17 protein-coding genes are annotated in these 20,595 nt (G+C 67.3%); 11 read left to right on the top strand and 6 right to left on the bottom strand.

Going from position 1 to position 20,595, the window contains the following annotated elements:
* The first annotated feature begins 42 nt into the window (after positions 1-42).
* The 3 genes from HA052_RS14640 to HA052_RS14630 all read left to right on the top strand — a co-directional run bounded on the left by HA052_RS14640 (position 43) and on the right by HA052_RS14630 (position 3,572).
* On the top strand, positions 43-963 hold the full coding sequence (locus tag HA052_RS14640) for a p-hydroxyphenylacetate 3-hydroxylase reductase component (RefSeq protein ID WP_166452431.1): 921 nt from the start codon (positions 43-45) through the stop codon (positions 961-963).
* Positions 964-1,101: 138 nt separating this feature from the next.
* The gene (locus HA052_RS14635) at positions 1,102-2,685 is read left to right on the top strand and encodes a GMC family oxidoreductase (RefSeq protein ID WP_166452430.1); all 1,584 of its coding nucleotides are present in this window, start codon (positions 1,102-1,104) and stop codon (positions 2,683-2,685) included.
* Between the two features lie 332 nt (positions 2,686-3,017).
* Positions 3,018-3,572 (top strand): cytochrome b, encoded by a 555-nt coding sequence (locus HA052_RS14630; protein WP_166452429.1) that lies wholly within the window; start codon positions 3,018-3,020, stop codon positions 3,570-3,572.
* 51 nt (positions 3,573-3,623) lie between these two features.
* On the opposite strand, the gene HA052_RS14625 is transcribed toward HA052_RS14630, so the two are convergent.
* From HA052_RS14625 to HA052_RS14610, 4 genes are all read right to left on the bottom strand, one after another.
* The gene (locus HA052_RS14625; RefSeq protein WP_166452428.1) at positions 3,624-4,517 is read right to left on the bottom strand and encodes a SphA family protein; all 894 of its coding nucleotides are present in this window, start codon (positions 4,515-4,517) and stop codon (positions 3,624-3,626) included.
* 62 nt (positions 4,518-4,579) lie between these two features.
* Positions 4,580-5,803: an MFS transporter gene (locus HA052_RS14620; protein WP_166452427.1), complete on the bottom strand. Its 1,224-nt coding sequence runs from the start codon at positions 5,801-5,803 to the stop codon at positions 4,580-4,582.
* Between the two features lie 163 nt (positions 5,804-5,966).
* Entirely contained in the window at positions 5,967-6,944 is a 978-nt protein-coding gene (locus tag HA052_RS14615) for a helix-turn-helix domain-containing protein (protein ID WP_081545129.1), read from the bottom strand.
* A gap of 161 nt (positions 6,945-7,105) precedes the next feature.
* On the bottom strand, positions 7,106-8,086 hold the full coding sequence (locus tag HA052_RS14610; RefSeq protein WP_081545128.1) for a LacI family DNA-binding transcriptional regulator: 981 nt from the start codon (positions 8,084-8,086) through the stop codon (positions 7,106-7,108).
* Positions 8,087-8,403: 317 nt separating this feature from the next.
* On the opposite strand from HA052_RS14610, the gene ptsP reads away from it, so the two are divergent.
* The 3 genes from ptsP (at position 8,404) to HA052_RS14595 (ending at position 13,648) form a co-directional block, all read left to right on the top strand.
* Positions 8,404-10,920, top strand: coding sequence for a phosphoenolpyruvate--protein phosphotransferase (ptsP, locus tag HA052_RS14605; protein ID WP_166452426.1), 2,517 nt, complete (start codon positions 8,404-8,406; stop codon positions 10,918-10,920).
* Positions 10,917-11,864, top strand: coding sequence for a 1-phosphofructokinase (gene pfkB / locus HA052_RS14600; protein ID WP_166452425.1), 948 nt, complete (start codon positions 10,917-10,919; stop codon positions 11,862-11,864). Before ptsP ends, pfkB begins: the two co-directional genes overlap by 4 nt.
* A gap of 104 nt (positions 11,865-11,968) precedes the next feature.
* Positions 11,969-13,648 (top strand): PTS fructose transporter subunit IIC, encoded by a 1,680-nt coding sequence (locus tag HA052_RS14595; RefSeq protein ID WP_166452424.1) that lies wholly within the window; start codon positions 11,969-11,971, stop codon positions 13,646-13,648.
* A gap of 112 nt (positions 13,649-13,760) precedes the next feature.
* On the opposite strand, the gene HA052_RS14590 is transcribed toward HA052_RS14595, so the two are convergent.
* On the bottom strand, positions 13,761-15,029 hold the full coding sequence (locus HA052_RS14590; RefSeq protein WP_166452423.1) for a T3SS effector SopD family protein: 1,269 nt from the start codon (positions 15,027-15,029) through the stop codon (positions 13,761-13,763).
* Between the two features lie 174 nt (positions 15,030-15,203).
* Between HA052_RS14590 and HA052_RS14585 the strand changes: the two genes are divergently transcribed.
* Positions 15,204-15,929, top strand: a complete 726-nt coding sequence (locus HA052_RS14585) for a substrate-binding periplasmic protein (RefSeq protein WP_166452422.1) — start codon at positions 15,204-15,206, stop codon at positions 15,927-15,929.
* Positions 15,930-15,984: 55 nt separating this feature from the next.
* On the opposite strand, the gene HA052_RS14580 is transcribed toward HA052_RS14585, so the two are convergent.
* Positions 15,985-16,542 carry a GNAT family N-acetyltransferase gene (locus HA052_RS14580; protein WP_240937372.1) on the bottom strand — a complete coding sequence of 186 codons (558 nt, stop codon included), beginning with the start codon at positions 16,540-16,542 and terminating at the stop codon, positions 15,985-15,987.
* A gap of 134 nt (positions 16,543-16,676) precedes the next feature.
* On the opposite strand from HA052_RS14580, the gene HA052_RS27970 reads away from it, so the two are divergent.
* From HA052_RS27970 to HA052_RS14560, 4 genes are all read left to right on the top strand, one after another.
* Positions 16,677-17,720 carry a Tle-like phospholipase domain-containing protein gene (locus HA052_RS27970; RefSeq protein ID WP_166452421.1) on the top strand — a complete coding sequence of 348 codons (1,044 nt, stop codon included), beginning with the start codon at positions 16,677-16,679 and terminating at the stop codon, positions 17,718-17,720.
* Positions 17,721-18,055: 335 nt separating this feature from the next.
* Complete coding sequence (locus HA052_RS14570) at positions 18,056-18,472, top strand: hypothetical protein (RefSeq protein ID WP_166452420.1); 417 nt, start codon at positions 18,056-18,058, stop codon at positions 18,470-18,472.
* 255 nt (positions 18,473-18,727) lie between these two features.
* On the top strand, positions 18,728-19,702 hold the full coding sequence (locus HA052_RS14565) for an ABC transporter substrate-binding protein (protein ID WP_166452419.1): 975 nt from the start codon (positions 18,728-18,730) through the stop codon (positions 19,700-19,702).
* A gap of 17 nt (positions 19,703-19,719) precedes the next feature.
* Positions 19,720-20,550, top strand: a complete 831-nt coding sequence (locus tag HA052_RS14560) for an ABC transporter permease (RefSeq protein ID WP_019101663.1) — start codon at positions 19,720-19,722, stop codon at positions 20,548-20,550.
* The last annotated feature ends 45 nt before the right edge of the window (positions 20,551-20,595 follow it).

Genomic DNA, 20,595 nt, shown 5'->3' with positions numbered 1-20,595 from the left:
GCGCCGTTCCGGCCCCGTGCCGGGCGGCCTTGAGGATACGCCATGAACGCACCCGCCCCCGCCCATGACGCGCGCGCGCTGCGCCGCGCGCTCGGCAACTTCGCCACCGGCGTCACCGTCGTCACCGCCGCCGCGCCGGACGGCGAACGCGCCGGCGTCACCGCCAACAGCTTCAATTCCGTCTCGCTGGACCCGCCGCTGGTGCTGTGGAGCCTGGACAAGCGCTCCGCCAGCAACACGGTGTTCGACCAGGCCGGCCACTTCGCCGTCCACGTGCTGGCCGCCGACCAGATCGAGCTGTCCAACCGCTTCGCCCGCGCCGCTTCCGACAAATTCGCCGGCCTGGAGCCGGAAACCGGCCTAGGCGGCGCGCCGCTGCTGGACGGCTGCGCCGCCCGCTTCCATTGCCGCCTGCATCAACGGCTGGACGGCGGCGACCACTGGATTCTGCTGGGTTTGGTCGAGGCCTTCGACGACGGCGGCGCCGCGCCGCTGCTCTACCATCAGGGCATGTACGCCGCCGCGCTGCCGCGCGCTCGGCCGGCCGCCGCCGCGGAGCCGTTGCCCGGCTGGCTGGGCGACAATCTGCTCTATCTGCTGACCCAGGCGCTGCAGGCCTACCAGGCCAGCTACCGGCCGCGCCAACTCGCCACCGGCCTGGGCGGCGGCGAAGCGCGGCTGCTGCTGGTGCTGGAACAGCAAGCGGGGCTGGATGGCTGCGCGCTGCAGCGCGAGGCGGCGATGCCGCCGGAGGCGATAGAGCTGGCCGAGGCCGAGTTGCGCCGCAAGGGATTGCTGACCCGCGACGCCGCCGGCTACCGCCTCAGCGAGGCCGGCCGCGAACAAGCCGCCACGCTGTGGCGCATCGCCGGCCAGCAACAGCGGGAGATCCAGGCCGGGCTCGGCGAACAGGATCTGGCCGCCTGCAAGCGCGTGCTGCGCGAGCTGATCCGCCAAGGCTGAACCTCCCGGCCGGCGCGTCCGCGGCGGTCAAGACCGCGGGCGCGCCCGGTCAAGGCCACCGCGCGCGGCCGCCCTATGCTGGAGCGGCCGCTCATCCTCAAACAGTAGGAAGAGCGGCACGACAACAAGGGAGACCCCATGCGCGACTACGACTACATCCTTATCGGAGCCGGCTCCGCCGGCTGCGTGCTGACCCATAGGCTGATAGAAGCCGGCAAACGCGTGCTGCTGCTGGAAGACGGCCCGCCGGACAACAGCCCTTACATCCACATGCCCGCGGCCTTCATCAAGGTGCTGGGCAGCGAACGCACCGTCACCTACCGCAGCGAGCCGCAGCCGGAGGCCGCCGGCAGGCGCATCTTCGTCCCTCAGGGCCGCACTCTGGGCGGCGGCAGTTCGGTCAACGCCATGGTCTACATCCGCGGCCAGGCCGCCGATTACGACGATTGGGCCGCCCAGGGCTGCGAGGGCTGGGACTGGACGCGGGTGCTGCCCGCCTTCAAGAAGGCGGAAAGCCATATGCGCTTGTCCGAGCCCTACCACGGCGTGGACGGCCCGCTGAAAGTCAGCGACACCCGCTACCGCCATCCGCTGAGCCTGGCCTTCGTCCAGGGCGCGCAGGAAATCGGCCTGGCCTACAACGACGACTTCAACGGCCGCGAACAGGCCGGCGTCGGCTTCTACCACACCACCACTTTCGACGGACGGCGCGGCAGCACCGCCGCCACCTATCTGGCCGCGGTCCGGCAGCGATCCGAACTGGACCTGCGCACCGCTTGCTATGTGCAAAAAATCGGGTTCGACGGCCGCCGCGCCTGTCAGGTGGAATGGCGCGACGCCAACGGCCTCCAGCGCGCTCGCGCCACGGCGGAGATCGTGCTGTGCGCCGGCGCGCTGTCCAGCCCCAAACTGCTGATGCTGTCCGGCATCGGCCCGGCGGCACAGCTGCGCGAACACGGCGTCGCCGTGCTGCGCGACGCGCCGGAAGTGGGCGCCAATTACCAGGACCATCTGGAAGTGTCGGTCTACGGCCGCGCCCGCGCGCCCATCAGCCTGCTGGGCCAGGACCGCGGCCTGGCCGCGCTGCGCCACGGCCTGCAATGGCAGTTGTTCCGCACCGGTTTGCTGAGCTCAAACGTGGTGGAATCCGGCGGTTTCGTCGATACCGGCGGCGGCGGCCGGCCGGACATCCAGTTCCACGTGCTGCCCACCCTGGTGGGCGACGTAGACCGCGAACCGCTGCCCGGCCACGGCATTTCCATCAATCCCTGCCTGCTGCGCCCCAAATCGCGCGGCAGCGTCGCGCTGGCCGGCGCCGACCCGGCCGCGCCGTTGCGCTTCGACAGCGGCGCGCTGCGCGAGCCCGAGGATCTCGCCGGCCTGCTTCGCGGCGTCAAACTGGCGCGTCGCATCTTGCGGGCGCCGTCGATGCGCCGGCTGATCGCCGAAGAACTGCTGCCCTCGCCGGCCGAGGACGCCGACGACGCGCGGCTGGAGCAACACATCCGCCAATTCGCCAAAACCGTCTATCACCCAGTCGGCACCTGCCGCATGGGCGCCGACGCCGACGCGGTGGTGGACCCGCGGCTGCGCGTCAAGGGCGTGGCCGGCCTGCGCGTCTGCGACGCCTCGGTGATGCCCTCCATCGTCTCCGGCAACACCAACGCGCCGGTGGTGATGATCGCCGAACGCTGCGCGGAATTCATGCTCTCCGGCCAGTAAGCCGCCGGTGGAAGCCGCCTCACAAACCAGCCGCGCAACGCGGGCAAGATTGAGCGGCGGCTTTGCCTTCCAGACCTCGCCAAAAAAAATCATTAGAAGCCGTTCATGATCTATTCTGATTTCTCTGAGCCTGTTCAAAGTCTCGCGAGCAAGGGCAAGACAGGGCGAAAACAGCTGAGAAAGCGGAGTGTACACACGGTACATGAGCATTTCGAAGGGGTACTCTCCGTGTCACGTCTCACGACGCGCAGCAGATCGTAAACAGGTTCTTAAGCTTCGCATAAGCTTTGCATTCCATGCTGCACGCATTACCCCATGCAAGGACATTTCTCATGCTGCGCAATACTTCTCAACGCTATGGCGCGATTTCCCGCGCGCTGCACTGGCTGGGCGCGTTAAGCGTCATTGCCGCGCTGATTTTCATTGAAGCCAAGGGACTTTTCCCCAAGGGCACGCCGCTGCGCGACGGCGTCAAATACGCCCACGTCCAGGCCGGACTACTGGTCTTGTTATTGCTGTTTCCTCGCCTGATCTGGCGCGCGGGCAATCCGTCGCCCGCCATCACCCCCCAGCCGGGCCGGCTGGCGGCTTTGGCCGCCACGGCGGGCCATTGGTCGCTCTACGCGCTAATGCTCGCCTTGCCGCTGCTGGGCATCGCCTTTATCCAGGCCGCCGGCAAGAATATAGACTTCTTCGGCTTGCCCCTGCCCTTGCTGTTCACCCCCATGCCGGATCTGGCGCACGATATCAAGGAGGCCCACGAATGGCTGGGCAACGCTCTGATGTGGCTGGCCATCCTGCATGCGGCCGCGGCGCTATGGCACCACTTCCTCCTCAAGGACAACACACTGACCCGGCTAATCGGGCCATTGCGCGGCTCCAAATAAAAAGGCCGGGCGCACGCGCCCGGCGACTCTTCCCGCATCAAAATCCTCTCGCTACAAAGGCAACACCAGCTTGAGCCACAAGGCGTCGCCCTCCGGCCGGTTGCGCACTTCGAATTCCTTCAGCCACCTCAGCTCCAACCCTGCCTTGTCGAACTGGTAGCGCAAGGCCGGGCCGATGGCGAAAGCCTGGCCGCGAAAGCCGTTGCCCGCCACCGCCTGGCCATGCTGGGTATCATCCGTGGTCTGCTTGATGAAATAGCCGTTCAGTCCCAACCGCCAGGCCGGGCCGGCCGCGTAACTCAGCGAGTAGTCGAAATGAAACTGCTGGCCAGACTGGTAATCAGTATCGCGGTTCTTGCCGTTGAAGGTGTAGCTGATCTTGGACGACAGCTCCCAGCCGGACGCCGGCAGATAGGAAAAGGCGAATACAGGCCGCAGCGAGTAATGATTGGCCCCCAGGTTCAACATCCGATCGCGGTCGTAGCCGCCGGTGGGCAGCACGATGTCGGCCGCCAGCGCCGTATGCAGCGGCCCGGCGTCGCCCCAGGCCAGCACCGGCCCCAACACCGCGTCGCCCAGGCCGCTGCGGCTTTCATGCGCGCCGCCGGCGTCCAGGCTCAAGCTGGGCAGCGGCGCCAGCGCGAAACCACCCAAGCGCCCGCCCCACAGCGTCCGGTCCGACATATACAGCAGCCGCGGCACCAGCACGTCGGCTTGCAGTTTGAAGCCCGGCACGGAAGCGTTGCCGGCGTCGTCGTTGAAACGCTTAGCCTGATAATGGGTGTAATAGAACACGCCGTACCAACCGGCCGGCGGCAGCGCGCCGGCGAGAAAACCCTCGGCGCCGGCGCCTATGGTGTCCGCGCCGGACTGGGTGGCCTGAGCCGTCACGCAGGCCAACGCCGCCGACAGCCCGACCAGCGCCTTGATCAAAGTCTTGTGCATGATGTTCTCCGTCAGGGAGTGCGGCGTCCCGGCGCAGCGGGACGCGCAGTGAGAATGGCGGCTCAGGTCGGCGCCCGGTCGGCTTCCAGCACGGCCCCGCCAGGCTTCAGCCGCAGCGGCGCGGTTTCGCGCAGGCCCAAGGACAGCAGCGCCGGCAACAAGGCGCCCACCATGGCGATCCACATCACGATGGACAGGCCGTAGCGGTCCGCGGCGAAGCCGGCCACCGTGGGCGCGACGAAGCCTCCGGCCAGCTCGCCCACTCCCATAATCATGCCCAGCGCGGTGGCGATGCGCCGCGGCGACACCGTTTCCGCCGGAATCGTGGCCATGAACAGGGTGAAACAGCCCAAGCCGGTGTAGCTGAGAAAAACCAGCGGCAGCAGCCAGGCCATGCGGTCCACGTTCAGCAACACCAGCGGGCAGCAGGCGGCGATCAAGGAAAATCCCACCATCGCCGGCTTGCGGCCGATGCGGTCGGAAATCGCCGGCACCAGCGCGCCCCACGCCACCCAGGCGAAGCCCAGGCTGCTCATCACCGCTCCCATCGCCTGCGGGCTCATGCCCTTGACCTGGATCAGAAAGGTGGGCGTGAAGGAGATCAGGATGATGAACCAGGTGATGTAGCTGCAGGCGATCAGCACGCACAGCAGAATGTTGCGCTCGCCCAGCAACTGGATGAGGCCGCCGCCCCGGTCTGCCCGCATCGGTGCGGGCGCCGGCTCGCGCACATGCCGCCAGACCAGCCAGGCAATCAGCAAGCCGGGCAGGCAGGACAGGTAGAAGGCGGCGCGCCAGCCATAGGTCTCGGCCAGCGCCACCAGCAGCGGCGGGCCCAGCACCGCGCCCAGCAAGCCCGGCGCGGAGCCGTTGACGATGCCCATATTGAAACCGCGCCGCGCCGGCGTGGACGCCGCCGCCAGCAACGATTGGGAAAGGGGCAGCACCGGCCCTTCCGCCACCCCCATCAGCGCGCGGAACAGCAGCAAGGACAGGAAGCCCGCCACCAGGCCGGAAGCGGCGGAAAACAACGAGAACGCCAGCACCGCCGCCACCAGCATCGGCTTTTTCAGCCCGCGCCGGTCCGACCAGGCGCCCAGGCCCAGGCCTGACAAGGACCAGGTCAGCGCCAAGGCCGACGCCAGCATGCCCAGATGCGCGGGGGTCAACCGCAGTTCCGCCGCCATGAAGGGAAAGAGAAAGGACAGCGCCAGCCGGTCGAAAAACACGAAACCGAAGCTCAGCGCCAGGATGGCCAGCAATTTGTTTTCATAGGAGAGGCGCATGGCGGGCCTCTCTTTCGCCAGCGGCTCGCGTGCGGCCGCCCGGCGGCGAACCGCCCATTCGTGTGTGCATGATGATGTCTCCTCTTTATTAGGTGGGCGTCCACCGCGCCAGAAAGCGCAGCGGACCCGTCCACTCTAACGACGGGGAGAACGTGGAATTTGCCTAATGAGGACAGTCTTGTTGTCTGGGAAGGACGCGCGCGGCCAGGGCCTCGGCCCGGGTATGACTCGGCGTTTCGCCGTAACGGCGTTTATAGCTGCGACAGAAATGGGCGATATGGTTGAAGCCCCAGCGGAAAGCCAGTTCGCTGACCGATAGGTGGCGCAAGGCCGGATCCGCCAGGTCCACGCGGCAGCGTTCCAGCCGGCGCCCCCACAGGTGGCGCGTCACCGATTCGCCCTCCTGTTCGAAGATGCGGGCCAATTGACGCGCGGACACGCCCACCGCGCGGCTGATGCGCTCGCAATCCAGATCGTCCTCGGCCAGATGCCGCTCGATATAAGCCTTGGCCCGCCACAGGCTGCACAAGGTGGAACGGGAGGCCGGCAGGCCCAGGCGCGCGCTCCACAAGGAATGCAGCCATTCCAGCAACTGGCTGGCCAGATGCCGCCGCGCGGCCTCGCCGCCGCTAAGCAGGCGATGGGCGGCCAAGGCGTCCATGCCGGCGGCGCGCTCGATGCGCACCAGGCCGCGCTCGTTCCACACGCCCACCTGCTCCTGGAACAAGGGCCGCGGAATGTCCAGCACCGCCATCGCCATATCGGCCGGAAAGCCGTGGCCGTAAGGGCGCGCGGTATCGTACAGCACCACGTCGCCCGGGCCGTGGCGGGCGCACTCCACGCCCTGATGGCTGAAGCCCTCGCCCTGCAGCATCAGGCAGGCGAAGATGGAGTCCCGGCCGTCCCGGCTCAGGCTATGTCCGCTGCGCGTCACCGCGTGCTGGTTGGCGCGTATCGTGGCCATGCGCAGCAAGCCGAAGTCCTGCCAGTCCAGCGAAGCCTCCAGCCGCTCTTCCGGACGGCGGTCGCACTCCACCCGGACCAAGAGGCGGTCCACTTCGCTCAGCCAAAAATCCAGCTTGTCGCCATCCGCCGCCTGGCGGGTGGAAAGGTGAATGTCGCCGGTGAAACGCGTATCCATGACAGGCCTCCTCCTAGCGGCCGCCCGGCTGGGCGGCGATGGCTGAAACGGCATCGGCAAATCATGGCACAATATTTAATACATTAAAAATCAAACCCGCGGAGGCCGGCCGGGCCGAACGCGCCCTTGTCTCGCCTCCGCCACAGCGGCTGACGCCAACCCTAGGCCAGGCTGGAACCCCGGACCACCAGCCGGCCGGTCAACACCACTTTGCGCGTTGAGCGCTGCGGCTGCTCCAGACGCTCCAGCAACATCGCCATCGCCGCGCGGCCGATCTCGTCCACCGGCTGCTCTATCACCGTCAGCCCCGGTCCGGCCAGCTCCGTCCAACTGTCGTTGTCGAAACCGGCCAGCGCCAGCTGCCGCGGCAGTTCCAGGCCCAGCGCGCGCACCGCGCGCATCGCGCCCAGCAGCAGCAGGCCGTTGCTGATCACCAGCGCCCGCGGCGCCTCGGCCTCGGCCAGCCAGGCGGACACCGCCTGCTGCGCCGCCTCGGCCGTGGGCGCGACGAAACGCGCCGGCGCGGCCAGCCCGGCCTGCGCCAACGCGGCGGCGAAACCCGCGTGCCGTTCCGCGCCGGTGCTGCTGGTATTGCCGAACAGCCCGCCGATGCGGCTATGACCTTGTTCGCGCAGATGGCTGACCAACAGGCCGGCGGCGGCGGCGTTGTCCAGCACCACCGCGTCGGCCGCGCCGCCGGGCGCGGCCCGGTCGATCAAGACCACCGGAAAGCCCAGCGCCTCGGCGTCCAGCGTCTCAGCCGTGGCGCGGGTGGCGGCGAAGATCACCCCGGTGACGCGCTCTTCTTGCATCAACCTGAGGTACATCGCCTCCTTGTCCGGGTTCTCGTCGGTGTTGCACAAAATCACCCGCATGCCGGCCTGGTAGGCCACATCCTCCACCGCGCGGCTGACCGCGGTGAAGAAGGGGTTGCGGATGTCGGACACGATCAGGCCGATGGTGTCGCTGTGCCGCGAGCGCAAGCGCCGCGCCGACAGATTGGGCCGATAACCGGTGGCGGCGATGGCCGCCTCCACCTTGGCCTTTAACGCCGCGCTGACCGGACCCTTGGCCAGAGCCCGCGACACGGTGGCCACCGACACGCCGGCCGCCAGCGCCACATCTTTGATGCTGACCGTCATATGAAATCGTTTTCTTTCGCGATGATCGGAATTGCGTTTACGCAAGCATACCCCCAAAGCGTAATTTTACAACACTGTCACTTGAGACAACACAAAGATGTAGCGCCAGCGCTACGAGCATATTGACAGTAAAAATGTAATCGTTTTCAATTCACTCAGCGCACGAACGGCATCGCCCCTCCGCAAAGACAGCTGGCGGGCGCGAGCCGATCCGCTATACAGAGCCTGTTCGAAGCCGCGCCGGCGCCCGCCGCGCGGCGGAACTTGAATAGGCTGCAAGCACCGCGCAGCCACCTGAACCGACTGAAGAGACCGCCATGCACGATACCGGATCGCCCTCCTCCCTGATCCAGCCCGAACTGATCCGGCTGGGCTGTCAGCCCGCCGACAAAGAGGCGGCCATCCGCCTGGCCGGACAGCTGCTGGCCGACGCAGGCTGCATAGACCCGGCCTACATCGACAGCCTGCTGCGACGCGAGGCGGTGGCCAACACCTTTCTGGGAAACGGTCTGGCCATCCCCCACGGCATGGTGGAAGACCGCCAGTTGATCCGCCGCACCGGCATCGCCATCGTACAGATTCCGGACGGCCTGGAATGGAACCCCGGCCAGCGCACCCGGCTGCTGTTCGCCATCGCCGCCCAGTCCGACGAACACATCACCCTGCTGCGCCGTTTGACCCGGCTGCTGCAGGACGAGGCCAGGCTCGAACAATTGTTCACCGCCGCGGACGCAACCCAGGTGCTGGCCCTGCTGGAAGAAGCAGCGCCGCCCGCCGCCGTCGACGCCGCGGCCGATCTGGCCGAGCGCGCGCAATGGATAGTCGACTACCCCAACGGCCTGCACGCGCGCCCTGCCGCGCAATGGGTGGAGGCCGCGCGCCGCCACGCCGCCCAGCTGCAAGTGCGCCACGGTCAGGACGCGGCCGACGCCAAGAACCTGATCAGCCTCTTGCAACTGGGCCTGCGCCATGGCGACACCGTCACCGTATCCGCCCAAGGACCCGACGCCGCCGCCGCGCTGGCCGGCCTGTTGTCCGCGATGTGCGACGCCTCGGCCCAGGAACAGACCGACGCCGCGCTCGCCGCGCAAAAAGCGCAGCTGCTGGCGGCACAACAGGGCTGGGTTCCGCCCGGCCACCCCTTGTCCATCGCCGGCGTCGCCGCCAGCCCCGGCCTCGCCATCGGCGTGGTGCGCGTGCTGCACTCCGGCCAGCTCAAAGTACCGGACCGCCCGGTGGCGCTGGGCGAAGGCGGCGACCGCCTGCACGAGGCGCTGAGCGCCACCCGCGCCGAACTGTCCGAGCTGGCCGCGGCCACCGCCAGCAGGCTGGGCAAAACCGAAGCCGGCATTTTCCACGCCCAGGCCGAACTGCTGTCCGACACGGATCTGATCACCCTGGCCTGCCAGCTGATGGTGGGCGGTCACGGCGTGGAATGGGCCTGGCACCAAGCGGTGGAACGCATGGCGGAACGGCTGGCCGCGCTGGGCAACCCTCTGCTGGCGGCGCGCGCAGCCGACCTCCGCGACGTGGGCCGCCGCGTGCTGCGTCAGCTGGACCCGGCGCTGAACAGCGCCACCCTGGCCGACATCGACGGCGACGACTGCATTCTGCTGGCCGCCGACCTCACCCCCTCCGACACCGCCACCTTGGACACCGGCCGCATCCGCGCGCTGGCCACCGCCCAGGGCGGCCCCACCTCGCACACCGCCATCCTGGCGCGCACCCTGGGCCTGCCGGCGCTGGTGGCTGGCGGCCCGGCGCTGCTGGACATCGCCGACGGCACGCCGGCCATTCTGGACGGCCTGGGCGGCCGGCTCTACCTGAACCCCGGCGAGCAGGACTTGGCCTCGGCCCGAGATTGGCTGCAGGCTCAGCAGCGCACCCAGCAACAGCAGGCGGAACAACGACAGCGCCCCGCGGTGACGCCGGACGGCCACCACGTGGAAATCGCCGCCAACATCAACCGCCCGGACCAGGTGGCCGCCGCGCTGGACGCCGGCGCCGAGGGCGTGGGCCTGATGCGCACCGAATTCCTGTTTCTGGAGCGTGAACAGTCGCCGAGCGAAGACGAACAGTTTCACACCTACAGCGCCATGCTGGACGCGTTGGACGGACGGCCGCTGATCGTGCGAGCCCTGGACATCGGCGGCGACAAACAGGTGGATTACCTCAAGCTGCCGGCCGAAGAAAACCCCTTCCTCGGCATGCGCGGCTCACGCCTGCTGCTGCGCCGCCGCGATCTGCTGGAACCTCAGCTGCGCGCGCTCTACCGCGCCGCCCGCGGCGGCCAGCCGCTGTCCATCATGTTCCCGATGATCACTTCGCTGAAGGAAATCACCCGGCTCAAAGGCTGGTGCGAAGGCATACGCCGCGAGCTGGACGCCCCGGCGGTGCCTCTCGGCATCATGGTGGAAGTGCCGGCCGCGGCCCTGCTGGCCGATCAACTGGCCGAATACGTGGATTTCTTCTCCATCGGCACCAACGACCTCACCCAGTACACGCTGGCGATGGACCGTCAGCATCCGGAACTGGCGGCCGAGGCCGACAGCCTGCACCCCGCCGTGCTGCGCCTGATCCAGCACACCGTGGCCGGCGCCGGCCGCCATCAACGCTGGGTGGGCGTGTGCGGCGGCATTGCCGGCGACCCCTTCGGCGCCGCGCTGCTGACCGGCCTGGGCGTGGCCGAGCTGTCGATGAGCCCGCGCGACGTGGCCGCGGTCAAAGCCAAGCTGTGCGCCAACGGCCACGACCGGCTGCGCGAGCTGGCGCAGCAGGCGCTGGCCTGCGACAGCGCCGACGAAGTCCGCATGCTGGCGCGGGAGCTGACATGAGCGCCCGCGTCCACACCGTCACCCTCAACCCGGCGCTGGACCAAACCATCGCCCTGGCCCGGCTGACCCCCGGCGCGGTCAACCTGGCGCAAAGCGCCAGCGGCAACGCCGGCGGCAAGGGCGTCAACGTGGCCAGTTGCCTGGCCGACTGGGGCGCCTCGGTAGGCGTTTTCGGCCTGCTGGGCCGCAACAACAGCGAAGCGTTCGAACAATTGTTTCTGGACAAGCGCATCGCCGACCACATGCTGCGCCTGCCCGGCGACACCCGGGTCAACATCAAGCTGGCCGACCTCTCCAGCGGCGACACCACCGACATCAACCTGCCCGGCATCGCCGCCGGCGAAGCGCAGCTGGAACAAGTGGGCGCCGAACTGGCCGCCCGGCTGCGCCCCGGCGACGTCGTGGCGCTGTGCGGCAGCTTGCCGCCCGGCCTGCCCGCCAACAGCTATCTGCGGCTGTGCCGGTTGCTGCGGCCCCTGGGCGCGCGGCTGCTGCTGGACAGCAGCGGAGAAGCGCTGAGCCAGGCGCTGGACGGCGACGCGCCGCCTCACTGCGTCAAACCCAATCGCCACGAGCTGGAGCTCTGGGCCGGCCGCGCCCTGCCCGACACCGCCGCGGTGCTGACCTGCGCGCGCGAGCTGCTGCAACGCGGCGTGGAACAAGTGGTGGTGTCGCTGGGCGCGGACGGCGCGCTGTTCGCCAGCCGCGACCGCTCGTTGCTGGCCTCCTTGCCGGCGCAGCAGCCGCTAAGCACCGTGGGGGCCGGCGACGCCCTGGTGGCCGGCCTGGCCGCCGCGCGGCTGGATGGACTGGAGCTTGAGGCGGAAGCCCGGCTGGCGGTGGCCTTCGCCGCCGCCAAACTGGCGCGCGTCGGCCCTCACCTGCCGCCGCCGGAACAGGTGCGCGCACTGGCGGCGCAAGTCCGGTTGCAAAGCCTGGATTAAGAAGCCGCTTACGATCCGCCGCGCGTCGGCGGATGAGCCCAGGCAACGCGGCATCAGGGGCTTTGCCTGCGGCTCCAAACCAAAAACACAAGGGAAACAACGCCATGAACCTAATTGCCATCATCGACGCCGGCGAGCGCAGCACCCAGGGCCGGCTGGCCGCGGAAGCGCTGCGCCAGGCCGCCCAGCGGCACGGACATGCCCTTAAGCTGGAACTGGACGGCGCGCCGCCGCTGACCGCGACCGAACTCGCCGCCGCCCAGGCCGCGCTCTTGATCGGCGCCGCCGCCGATCCGCGCCTGGACGGCCTGCCCGCGCTCAGCCTGAGCCTGGACCAGGCCTTGGCCGATCCGGCCGAGGCCGTCCATCGGGCCGCGGCGCTGAACGCCCCGCAAACCGACGCCTTGCGCATCGTCGCCGTCACCTCCTGCCCCACCGGCATCGCCCACACCTTCATGGCGGCGGAAGGCCTGAGCCAGGCCGCTCAGGCGCTGGGCCACGCCATCCGCGTGGAAACCCAGGGCTCGGTGGGCGCGCAAAGCGCGCTCAGCGCCGGCGAGATCGCCGAAGCCGACTTGGTGCTGATCGCCGCCGACACCCAGGTGGAGCTCAGCCGCTTCAAGGGCAAACGCCTGTTCCAGAGCGGCACCAAGGCCGCCATCAACGACGGCCAGGCGCTGCTGCGCCGCGCCATCGCCGAAGCCGCGCCCCACCAAGCGGACGCCGCCGACGCCGCGCCGGAAAAACCGGCCAGCGAGCGCAGCGGCCCGTACAAACATCTGATGACCGGCGTGTCCTTCATGCTGCCCTTCGTCACCGCCGGCGGCATCATGATCGCGCTGGCCTTCGCTCTGGGCGGCATCTACGCCTTCGACGACGCCCACAAGGGCGCGTTGGCCTGGGCGCTGTTCCAGATCGGCGCCAAATCCGCCTTCGCGCTGATGGTGCCCATTCTCGCCGGCTATATCGCTTACTCCATCGCCAACCGTCCCGGCATCGCGCCCGGCATGGTGGGCGGCATGCTGGCCGCCAGCCTGGGCTCCGGCTTTCTCGGCGGCATCATCGCCGGCTTCATCGCCGGCTACGGCACAGACTGGCTGAACCGCAAGATCCAGCTGGGCCGCAATCTGGATGGCCTCAAACCGGTGCTGATCCTGCCGGTGCTAGGCTCGCTGCTGGTGGGCCTGCTGATGATCTACGTGATCGGCGGCCCGGTGGCCGCCTTGCTGGGCATGCTGACCGAGGCGCTGAAAAGCCTGCAGGGCAGCAGCGCGCTGCTGCTGGGCGCCATCATCGGTTCGATGATGGCCTTCGATATGGGCGGCCCGGTCAACAAAGCCGCCTACGCCTTTTCCACCGGCTTGATCGCCAGCCAGGTCTATACGCCGATGGCCGCGGCCATGGCCGCCGGGATGACGCCGCCGCTGGGCATCGCGCTGGCCACCAAGCTGTTCGCCGACCGCTTCACCGCCGACGAACGCGAGGCCGGCAAGGCCGCCGGCGTGCTGGGCCTGGCCTTCATCAGCGAAGGCGCCATTCCCTTCGCCGCGCGCGATCCACTGCGAGTGATCCCGGCGCTGATGCTGGGCTCCGCCGTAGCCGGCGCCATCTCCATGCTGGCCGGCGTTGAGCTGAAAGTGCCGCACGGCGGCGTCTTCGTGCTGCCCATCCCCAACGCCGTCAGCCATCTGGGCCTCTACCTGCTGGCGCTGCTCGCCGGCACCGCCGTCACCGCGGTCGCGCTGCGGGCCTTGAAGAAGCCCGCCCAGGCCGCCGCGGCCTGAGCCCGCCGGCACCCAAGCAAGCGAAAGCCCCTCCCGGCCATGGCCGGGAGGGGCTTTTCAACGCGGGTTTCAAGGTTGCGGCGCCGACATGCAGCCGATCGCAAACAAACCCTCAGAGACGCAAACCCACCCCCAACTGCGGACGCGCCAGCCCTGCCAAGGCCATCTGCACCGAGGCCGAGGCGCGCTCAAACGCCTGATCGATGCGCAGTTCGTCCCCCGGCCCCGCCATCTGCAAATCCGCCTTCAACATCTTGCCGATGCCGGACAAGGTCTCCGTCACCTCCGCGCCGCGCTCATTGAAGCGTTCCAGCAACTTGTGCAAGGGATAATGTTTCTTGGCCACCGCCGAATCCTTGCCGGCCAGGTAATTGCGGCCCACCGTCTCCGCCAGCGAGCAGCCCTCGCGGTTAAACAGGTAATCGATATCGTTGAAGCGCTCCGCTTCGAACGCCTCGCCAAACTTGGCGCGGCCAAAATCGATCGCCTTCAGAAACACCGCGCCGTCCTCCTTGCGTTCGTGCACCAGCAGATTCTGCATGTGCAAATCGCGGTGAGACAACTGATGGCAGTAGAACGTCCTGGCCATGTCCACCAATTGCGCCGCCACGCTGCGGGCCTGGTCCAGCGACAGCCGAGGCAGGCCGACATCCAGTTCGCGGCTGACGATGACGGCAGGGTCGTACTGCTCGACCCGGGCGTAGGCGAACTTATCGCTGACGCCCGGCGGCGCGGCGATCTGCTGCTGGGTGGAGAGATAGCCCCGCAGCGCCGGACGCGACTCGGCGTACGCCTCCAACTGGCCTTCGCGGACAAAGTCCGCCCGACCCACCCCGTCCCGCGCCTGCAAAACCCCGGTATCGACGTGAAAGCGCTTGTGCACCCCGCCGGAAGCAAAGTCGCCGTCCAGCAGATACATCAGTCCCGGCGAGACGTCCATCCGGTAATCCGCCAGCGACGCCGCCTGAGCCTGAGCCTGCTCGGCGCCCAGCGGCGCGCCCAGACGCGCCAGAATCACCTCCCGCCCCTCCTGCGACAACCGTTCCGTTTTCAGCGGCTGGCCGTTGATGCAATAACTGATCTTGCCGCCGTCCTGCTCCGGCGCCACCGCAACCGTGAACAAGGTCCGGTTGCTGGGCGTGGCCAGCTGCGCCAAGCGATTGAAAATATCGAAAGAGCGCGCCGGCGACTGGCTGTCCACCAGCTTGAACAGGGTGTTCAGCGCATCTTGCTTTTTCTCGGCGCGGAACACGTCCTTGAACTTGTCCCACAAGCCCATATGCGTGGCGGTTTGCCGATCGCCGCTCATCATGCGGGCCACCCGCTCGTTGCTCAGGGAAAACGCCGGACCGCCGGCGCTGAAACTAATGGAAGAAGACATTGTGGCTTACCCGTCAATGATGGTGCGAACCGACTGCGCCGCGCCCTGCCCAGGGGGGCGCCCCTGACAGCCATTCTCGACAAGGCCGCCGCTGGACGCTTGCAAAAACCGCCCGGCTTGCCGCCCCGCCCCGCTCCGGCTATACCGACGGAAGGCGCGACGGCGGGAGAAACCATGAGGCGTGTGTTGAGCATGCTGCTGTTTTGCGGGACGGCCTGGGCGGCCCAACCGGAGACTTGGCGCATTGTCGGCGACATCCAGTTCGCGCCCTACAGCTACCAGAACGCAGCCGGCGCCAAACCTCAAGGGCTGGACGTGGAGATTGTCCAGGCGGTGATGGCCGAAGCCAAAATCCCCTACCAGTTGCACCTCTACCCCTGGGAGCGCGTCAAGCAAATGCTGGGCAACGGGGACGTGGACATGGCTTTCCAGTTCGCGGGCACCGCCGAGCGGCGCGCCCAGTACGAACTCGCCGGCCCGATACGCACCGGCAGCACCATCTTCATGGTGTTGAAACAAAACAGCCTGCAAAACTGGAACACCCTGGCCGACCTGGCCCCGCTGACCATAGGACAGGTCCACGGCTATGCCTACGAATCCACCTTCGACAAAGCACCGCTCAAACGCGACGCCAGCGCCACCAATCCCGAACAACTGCTGCTGATGCTGCTGGCCGGCCGCATCGACCTGATCGTCGGCGACCGCGGCCAACTGCTTTACTACGCCCGCCAGCTTCGCTCGCTGCCGCATGTGCGCATCCTGCCCAAACCTCTGGTGGAAATGCCGCGCTTCGTCGCCTTCGCCAAAGGCGACAGCCGCGCCGCTCAATTCAACGCCGCGCTGGCCCGGCTGCAGCAAAATGGAAAGCTGCAAACGATTTACAACCACTGGCAGCAATAAGCGGCCGCTACTCCATAAAAGCCGCCCCACGGCGGCTATCGCCTCCTCCTCAAGCTCAAACCTCAAGCGCCGCCGCGCGCCACTCCGCCGCCGACAACAGATACAAGCAATGCCGCCGCAGCGGATGCCCGGCCTCAAGAGCGGGATGATCGAAATCCCGGCCGCTATCGCGCATGCCCAGCCTCCGCATCACGCCTTGCGACGGCAGATTGGGCAAGGCGGTGAAGGACACGATTTCGTCCAGTCCCAAGGTTTCAAAACCAAAAGCCAGCGCCCGGCGCGCCGCCTCGGTGGCGTAGCCCCGGCCCCAGGACGCTCGCCGCAGTCGCCAGCCCGCCTCCACGCAGGGCATGCACGGCAGCTCCGCGCGCGGCACCGCCAACCCTACGAAACCGAGGAAGTCGCCGGATGCTTTTTCCTCCAGCGCCCATAGCCCCCATCCTCGCGCCGCTATCAACCCGCGTTGTCGCTCCATGCCGTCCGCGCTCTCTTCCTCGCTCAACAGCGCCGGGAAATAACGCATCACCTCCGGATCCCGCCCCATGGCGGCGAAGGGCGCCAGATCCTCGTCCCGCCATTGGCGCAACAATAAACGCTCCGTCTCCATTTCCATCGTTTCCCCTTCCCATTTACCGCGGATTCGCCATTATCACGGAACCGTAACCGCCGGCTGAGTAAAATCTGCAAGGCACGCCGTCCGCGTCCCATTAGCATGCGGCAATCAACCTTCACTCGCGTCTACTCATCATGCTCATTCAAGCTGCCCGCGCCGCCATCCCCCAAACGACGGCGGCGGACGAACCCGCCCGCTCCAACGCCGCCGCCAGCCCGATATCGGCGCGGCTCAGCCAGGCGGCCAACCGCGCGGACGCCCCCGCCTCCACGCGCGCCGCGCCGCGCGCCAATCCCCTGGACGGCCTCTGCGCGCAGCAGCCTCTGGAAAACCTCAACCCCGAAGCGGCCCGGCAAAGACTCAAGGACAGCGCGCTGCTCGCCAACTTCCCCTATAGCCGGGATCTGGACAGCCTGCGCGCCACCCAATGGAGCCCGGACGCCGAGCTGGCGCGGCTGCTGGCCAAGGGCGGCAAACTGGAGTTTCAGCCGCAGCAGGCGCGCTTGATGGACCCAGAAAGCGGCCTGGTGGCCTATGTGTTCCGCAACAAGGCGGAGGGAGAAATCCGCCTGGTTTTCGGCGGCACCACCAGCGGCCGCGGCGTGGGCGGCTTGGCTCAACGCAATCTGAAAAACCTGGCCAGCGTGGCGCGGCAATGGCGCGCCAACATCGGCAACGCCGCCTTTGGCGGCCGCCCCGCCTGCTACGCCCAAGCCGCCCAACTCACCGCCAAGTTGCAAACACTGGCCGCCGGCCTGCCGCTGATGCGCGGCGGCGAGCCCGACTACATCGTCAGCACCGGCGGTCATTCGCTGGGCGGCGGCATGGCCGCCTATGCGGCAATGAAGCTGTCCACCCCTCAGCGCCCCGTCCACGCAGAATGCTTCAGCAGCGCTCAGTTTGGCCGCGGCCTGCAAAACGAACTGCTGGCGCGCCACGGCAACGACTTGGAGCAAGCGCGCGCGGCCTCGGCCCATATCCGTCATTACTGCGTTCAAGGCGATCTGGTCCCGGCGCTGGACGGCCTGCTGCCGGTGCGCCACGTCGGCCAGCTGTACCTGCTGCCGGCAAACCGCCAGGCCGACGACAGCCGCCTGGGCCGCCACGACAAATTCCTGGACCATGTGCAAGACTTCGTCGCCAGCGCCTGGCAGGGACAATCCCGGTTTTACGCCTAGAGCGCCGGGCCGCCGCCCGGCCAAGGCCACGCGATGAGACCTCGCGCCGTTGGCGGCCGATGCCGCCTTGACCCCCTCATCCCCACTAGGCACAATCGCAAACGCGCCGCCCTAACCGGCCGCGCCCAGATTGGAGTCTGGCCCCGCCGCCTCGGACCCAGCGCCGCAAACGCTTGGTCCGTGCCCTTGCACCATCAGTCATGCCTACAACGGGCAGGCCGTGGTGGGAGGGTGCTCGCACCCGCCGGTCCGTGGCGCCGGAACTCCAATCCTGCCATGCGCCTGCCATGAGCCTGCCGCCTCGCCGGCAGCCTTGAATCCACAGGAGCGCGCGCATGTCCGTCAAATACCCAAGCCGTCGCCATTACCGCCCCAACCTCCAACCGGTTCCCTATCAGGAGCTGCCCTTCGCCGCGCGTTTGCCGGGCTGTCCGCGCGTGCATTGCTGGCAAGTGCCGCCAGCCGACGACTATCGCCAGGCCTATCTGCTGGGCCGCGAATACGCCGGCCACTTCATCCAATACGTGCAGGACAATCCCGATGTCCCGAGACACACGCTGCTGGCGCGCATCGCAGGCGATGTCGACTTCTCGGTGGAAGGCCCCGAGCAGGGTTACTGGGCCGGTTTCTTCGCCCTGATCGAACAGGTGCTGATCCTCCCTATCGATATCTTCGGCTACATCGACCGCATCCAGCTTAGGGAGGAAACACTGCGCCGGCCGATGAGAAAACAGCCAAGGGATATTGAATAAGTACATCATCTTCTCCGGCAAGCCCTGAGCCGGTTTTGGCACAGCCAAGGCCGGCACAGGCCGAATCCGGCCACGGCCCGCCAATACAATCCATTAAAATCAACAACTTGAGTAAAAAACAACCTGGCACGCGCTTTGCCTAATAAGAACCACTACAAAGCAGCGAACCGCATCGCCGCGCCAAAAAATGCAAACATCGTATAAATAGAAGATTGCCGCGCTCCGCCCGGCCCCTATCCACAAAGGAGAAACACCATGCAACGCATCCGCACCTGGCTCTGTCTCGCCGCCCTGGGCGGCGGCCTCTCGCTGCCCGCCCTCGCCGCCGACGTGGTCCGCCTGGGCAACCTCAAGTTCGCCCATTACGGCGCCATCAGCTACATGAAGGAAATCGCGCCCAAATACGACCTGAAGATTGAAGAACGCATGTTCGCCAAAGGCATCGACATCATGCCCGCCATCGTGGCCGGCGAAGTGGACATCGCCGCCAGCGCGGCGGACGCGGCGGTGGCCGGCCGCGCCGGCGGCGCGCCGATTTTCGCGGTGGCCGGCTTCGCCAGGGGCGGCGCGCGCATCGTGGCCGCTAAGGACAGCGGCATCAAGAGCGTCAAGGATTTGAAGGGCAAGAAAGTGGGCGTGGCGCGCGGCGGCGCGCAGGAATTGCTGCTGGCGGCGGAGTTGGCCAAGTACAAACTCAGCTGGTCCGACAAGCCGGGCAAGGACGTGCAAGTGATCTACATGCCCTTCGCCGACCTGAACCAGGCCTTGATGGGCAAGCAGATCGACGCGATGAGCCAGTCCGAGCCGCAATCGTCCCAGGCCATCAATAAAGGCTTCGGCGTGGAAGTGCTGAAACCCTACGACACCCCTCTGGGCGAACCCATCCGCACTCTGGTGATGACGGAGAAAATGTACAAGGAACGCCGCGGCGTGGCGGAGCGCCTGATCAAATGCTTCGTGGAGGCCACCAACACCTTCATCAAAAACCCCAAGTTGGCGGAAAAATACGTGCGCGAGAACATGTTCAAGAACCAGATCAGCGCCGACGACTTCCAGGACGCCATTTCCAATTCCCCGTACAGCTACGACCTGAGCGTGGTCCACATCCAGACCACCACCGACATGATGCAGCAGTACGGCATCGGCAAGATGGCCAAGCCCCCCAAGGCGGCGGACTGGGTGAAGCTGGACTTGCTGAGCAAGGCCAAGCAGGACCTCAAGGTTAATTGACGGCGGCGGGAGCAATCATGCAGCAGACTGTGTTTTCCCGGCTGGGCCAAGCCTGGTCCAGCCTGGCGGTGCCCATCGCCATCGTACTGATCTGGCAGGCCAGTTCCAGCCTGGGTTGGATCAACCCGCAAATCCTGCCCTCGCCGCTGGCGGTGTTGCAGAAGTGGCTGGCCTACTGGCAGCCGCTGGAAGCCTACGACCCCTCGTCCGGCGCCTACCTGTCCTGGCTGCTGTCCGGCGAACTGATCCACGACGTGGCGGCCAGCCTGTGGCGTGTGGTGCTGGGCTTTGCGCTGGGCGGCGGCCTGGGCTTGCTGCTGGGGCTGTTCATGGGCGTCAGCGACCCGGTATACCGGGCCTTCAACCCCTTGATCCAGTTCCTGCGGCCGATCCCGCCCATCGCCTGGACCCCGCTGTCCATCCTGTGGTTCGGCCTGGGCAATCCGCCGGCGGTGTTCCTCATCACCATAGGCGCTTTCTTCCCCATCCTGATGAACACCATCTCCGGCGTGCGCAATGTGGACGGCATCTATATCCGCGCCGCGCGCAACCTGGGCGCCAGCCGCGCCACCCTGTTCCGCCGGGTGATCCTGCCTGCGGCCACGCCCTTTATCTTCACCGGCGCGCGCGTGGGCATGGGCACCGCCTTCATCGTGGTGATCGTGGCGGAGATGATCGCCGTGAACAGCGGCGTCGGCTACCGCATCATGGAAGCGCGCGAGTATTTCTGGACCGACAAGGTCATCGCCGGCATGGTCACCATCGGCATTCTCGGACTGTTGATCGACATGCTGATGCAGGGGCTGAACAACCGCCTGCTGAAGTGGCATCGCGGCATCGACCAATAAGAACCCGCTCAATGTCCGCTGCGCGATGCCAGGCTCGACACGGCG

The sequence above is a fragment of the Chromobacterium fluminis genome, from assembly GCF_011602385.1.
In the GTDB taxonomy this organism is placed as follows: Bacteria; Pseudomonadota; Gammaproteobacteria; order Burkholderiales; family Chromobacteriaceae; genus Chromobacterium; species Chromobacterium fluminis.
Note: the sequence above shows the minus strand (reverse complement) of the source record. Positions and strands in the feature narration are given on the sequence as shown.

Bases quoted from the DNA above. Each gene is read 5' to 3' on its own strand.
- HA052_RS14640 (WP_166452431.1), top strand. From the start codon at position 43: ATGAACGCACCCGCCCCCGCCCATGACGCGCGCGCGCTGCGCCGCGCG.
- HA052_RS14635 (WP_166452430.1), top strand. From the start codon at position 1,102: ATGCGCGACTACGACTACATCCTTATCGGAGCCGGCTCCGCCGGCTGC.
- HA052_RS14630 (WP_166452429.1), top strand. From the start codon at position 3,018: ATGCTGCGCAATACTTCTCAACGCTATGGCGCGATTTCCCGCGCGCTG.
- HA052_RS14625 (WP_166452428.1), bottom strand. From the start codon at position 4,517: ATGCACAAGACTTTGATCAAGGCGCTGGTCGGGCTGTCGGCGGCGTTG.
- HA052_RS14620 (WP_166452427.1), bottom strand. From the start codon at position 5,803: ATGCGCCTCTCCTATGAAAACAAATTGCTGGCCATCCTGGCGCTGAGC.
- HA052_RS14615 (WP_081545129.1), bottom strand. From the start codon at position 6,944: ATGGATACGCGTTTCACCGGCGACATTCACCTTTCCACCCGCCAGGCG.
- HA052_RS14610 (WP_081545128.1), bottom strand. From the start codon at position 8,086: ATGACGGTCAGCATCAAAGATGTGGCGCTGGCGGCCGGCGTGTCGGTG.
- ptsP (WP_166452426.1), top strand. From the start codon at position 8,404: ATGCACGATACCGGATCGCCCTCCTCCCTGATCCAGCCCGAACTGATC.
- pfkB (WP_166452425.1), top strand. From the start codon at position 10,917: ATGAGCGCCCGCGTCCACACCGTCACCCTCAACCCGGCGCTGGACCAA.
- HA052_RS14595 (WP_166452424.1), top strand. From the start codon at position 11,969: ATGAACCTAATTGCCATCATCGACGCCGGCGAGCGCAGCACCCAGGGC.
- HA052_RS14590 (WP_166452423.1), bottom strand. From the start codon at position 15,029: ATGTCTTCTTCCATTAGTTTCAGCGCCGGCGGTCCGGCGTTTTCCCTG.
- HA052_RS14585 (WP_166452422.1), top strand. From the start codon at position 15,204: ATGAGGCGTGTGTTGAGCATGCTGCTGTTTTGCGGGACGGCCTGGGCG.
- HA052_RS14580 (WP_240937372.1), bottom strand. From the start codon at position 16,542: ATGGAAATGGAGACGGAGCGTTTATTGTTGCGCCAATGGCGGGACGAG.
- HA052_RS27970 (WP_166452421.1), top strand. From the start codon at position 16,677: ATGCTCATTCAAGCTGCCCGCGCCGCCATCCCCCAAACGACGGCGGCG.
- HA052_RS14570 (WP_166452420.1), top strand. From the start codon at position 18,056: ATGTCCGTCAAATACCCAAGCCGTCGCCATTACCGCCCCAACCTCCAA.
- HA052_RS14565 (WP_166452419.1), top strand. From the start codon at position 18,728: ATGCAACGCATCCGCACCTGGCTCTGTCTCGCCGCCCTGGGCGGCGGC.
- HA052_RS14560 (WP_019101663.1), top strand. From the start codon at position 19,720: ATGCAGCAGACTGTGTTTTCCCGGCTGGGCCAAGCCTGGTCCAGCCTG.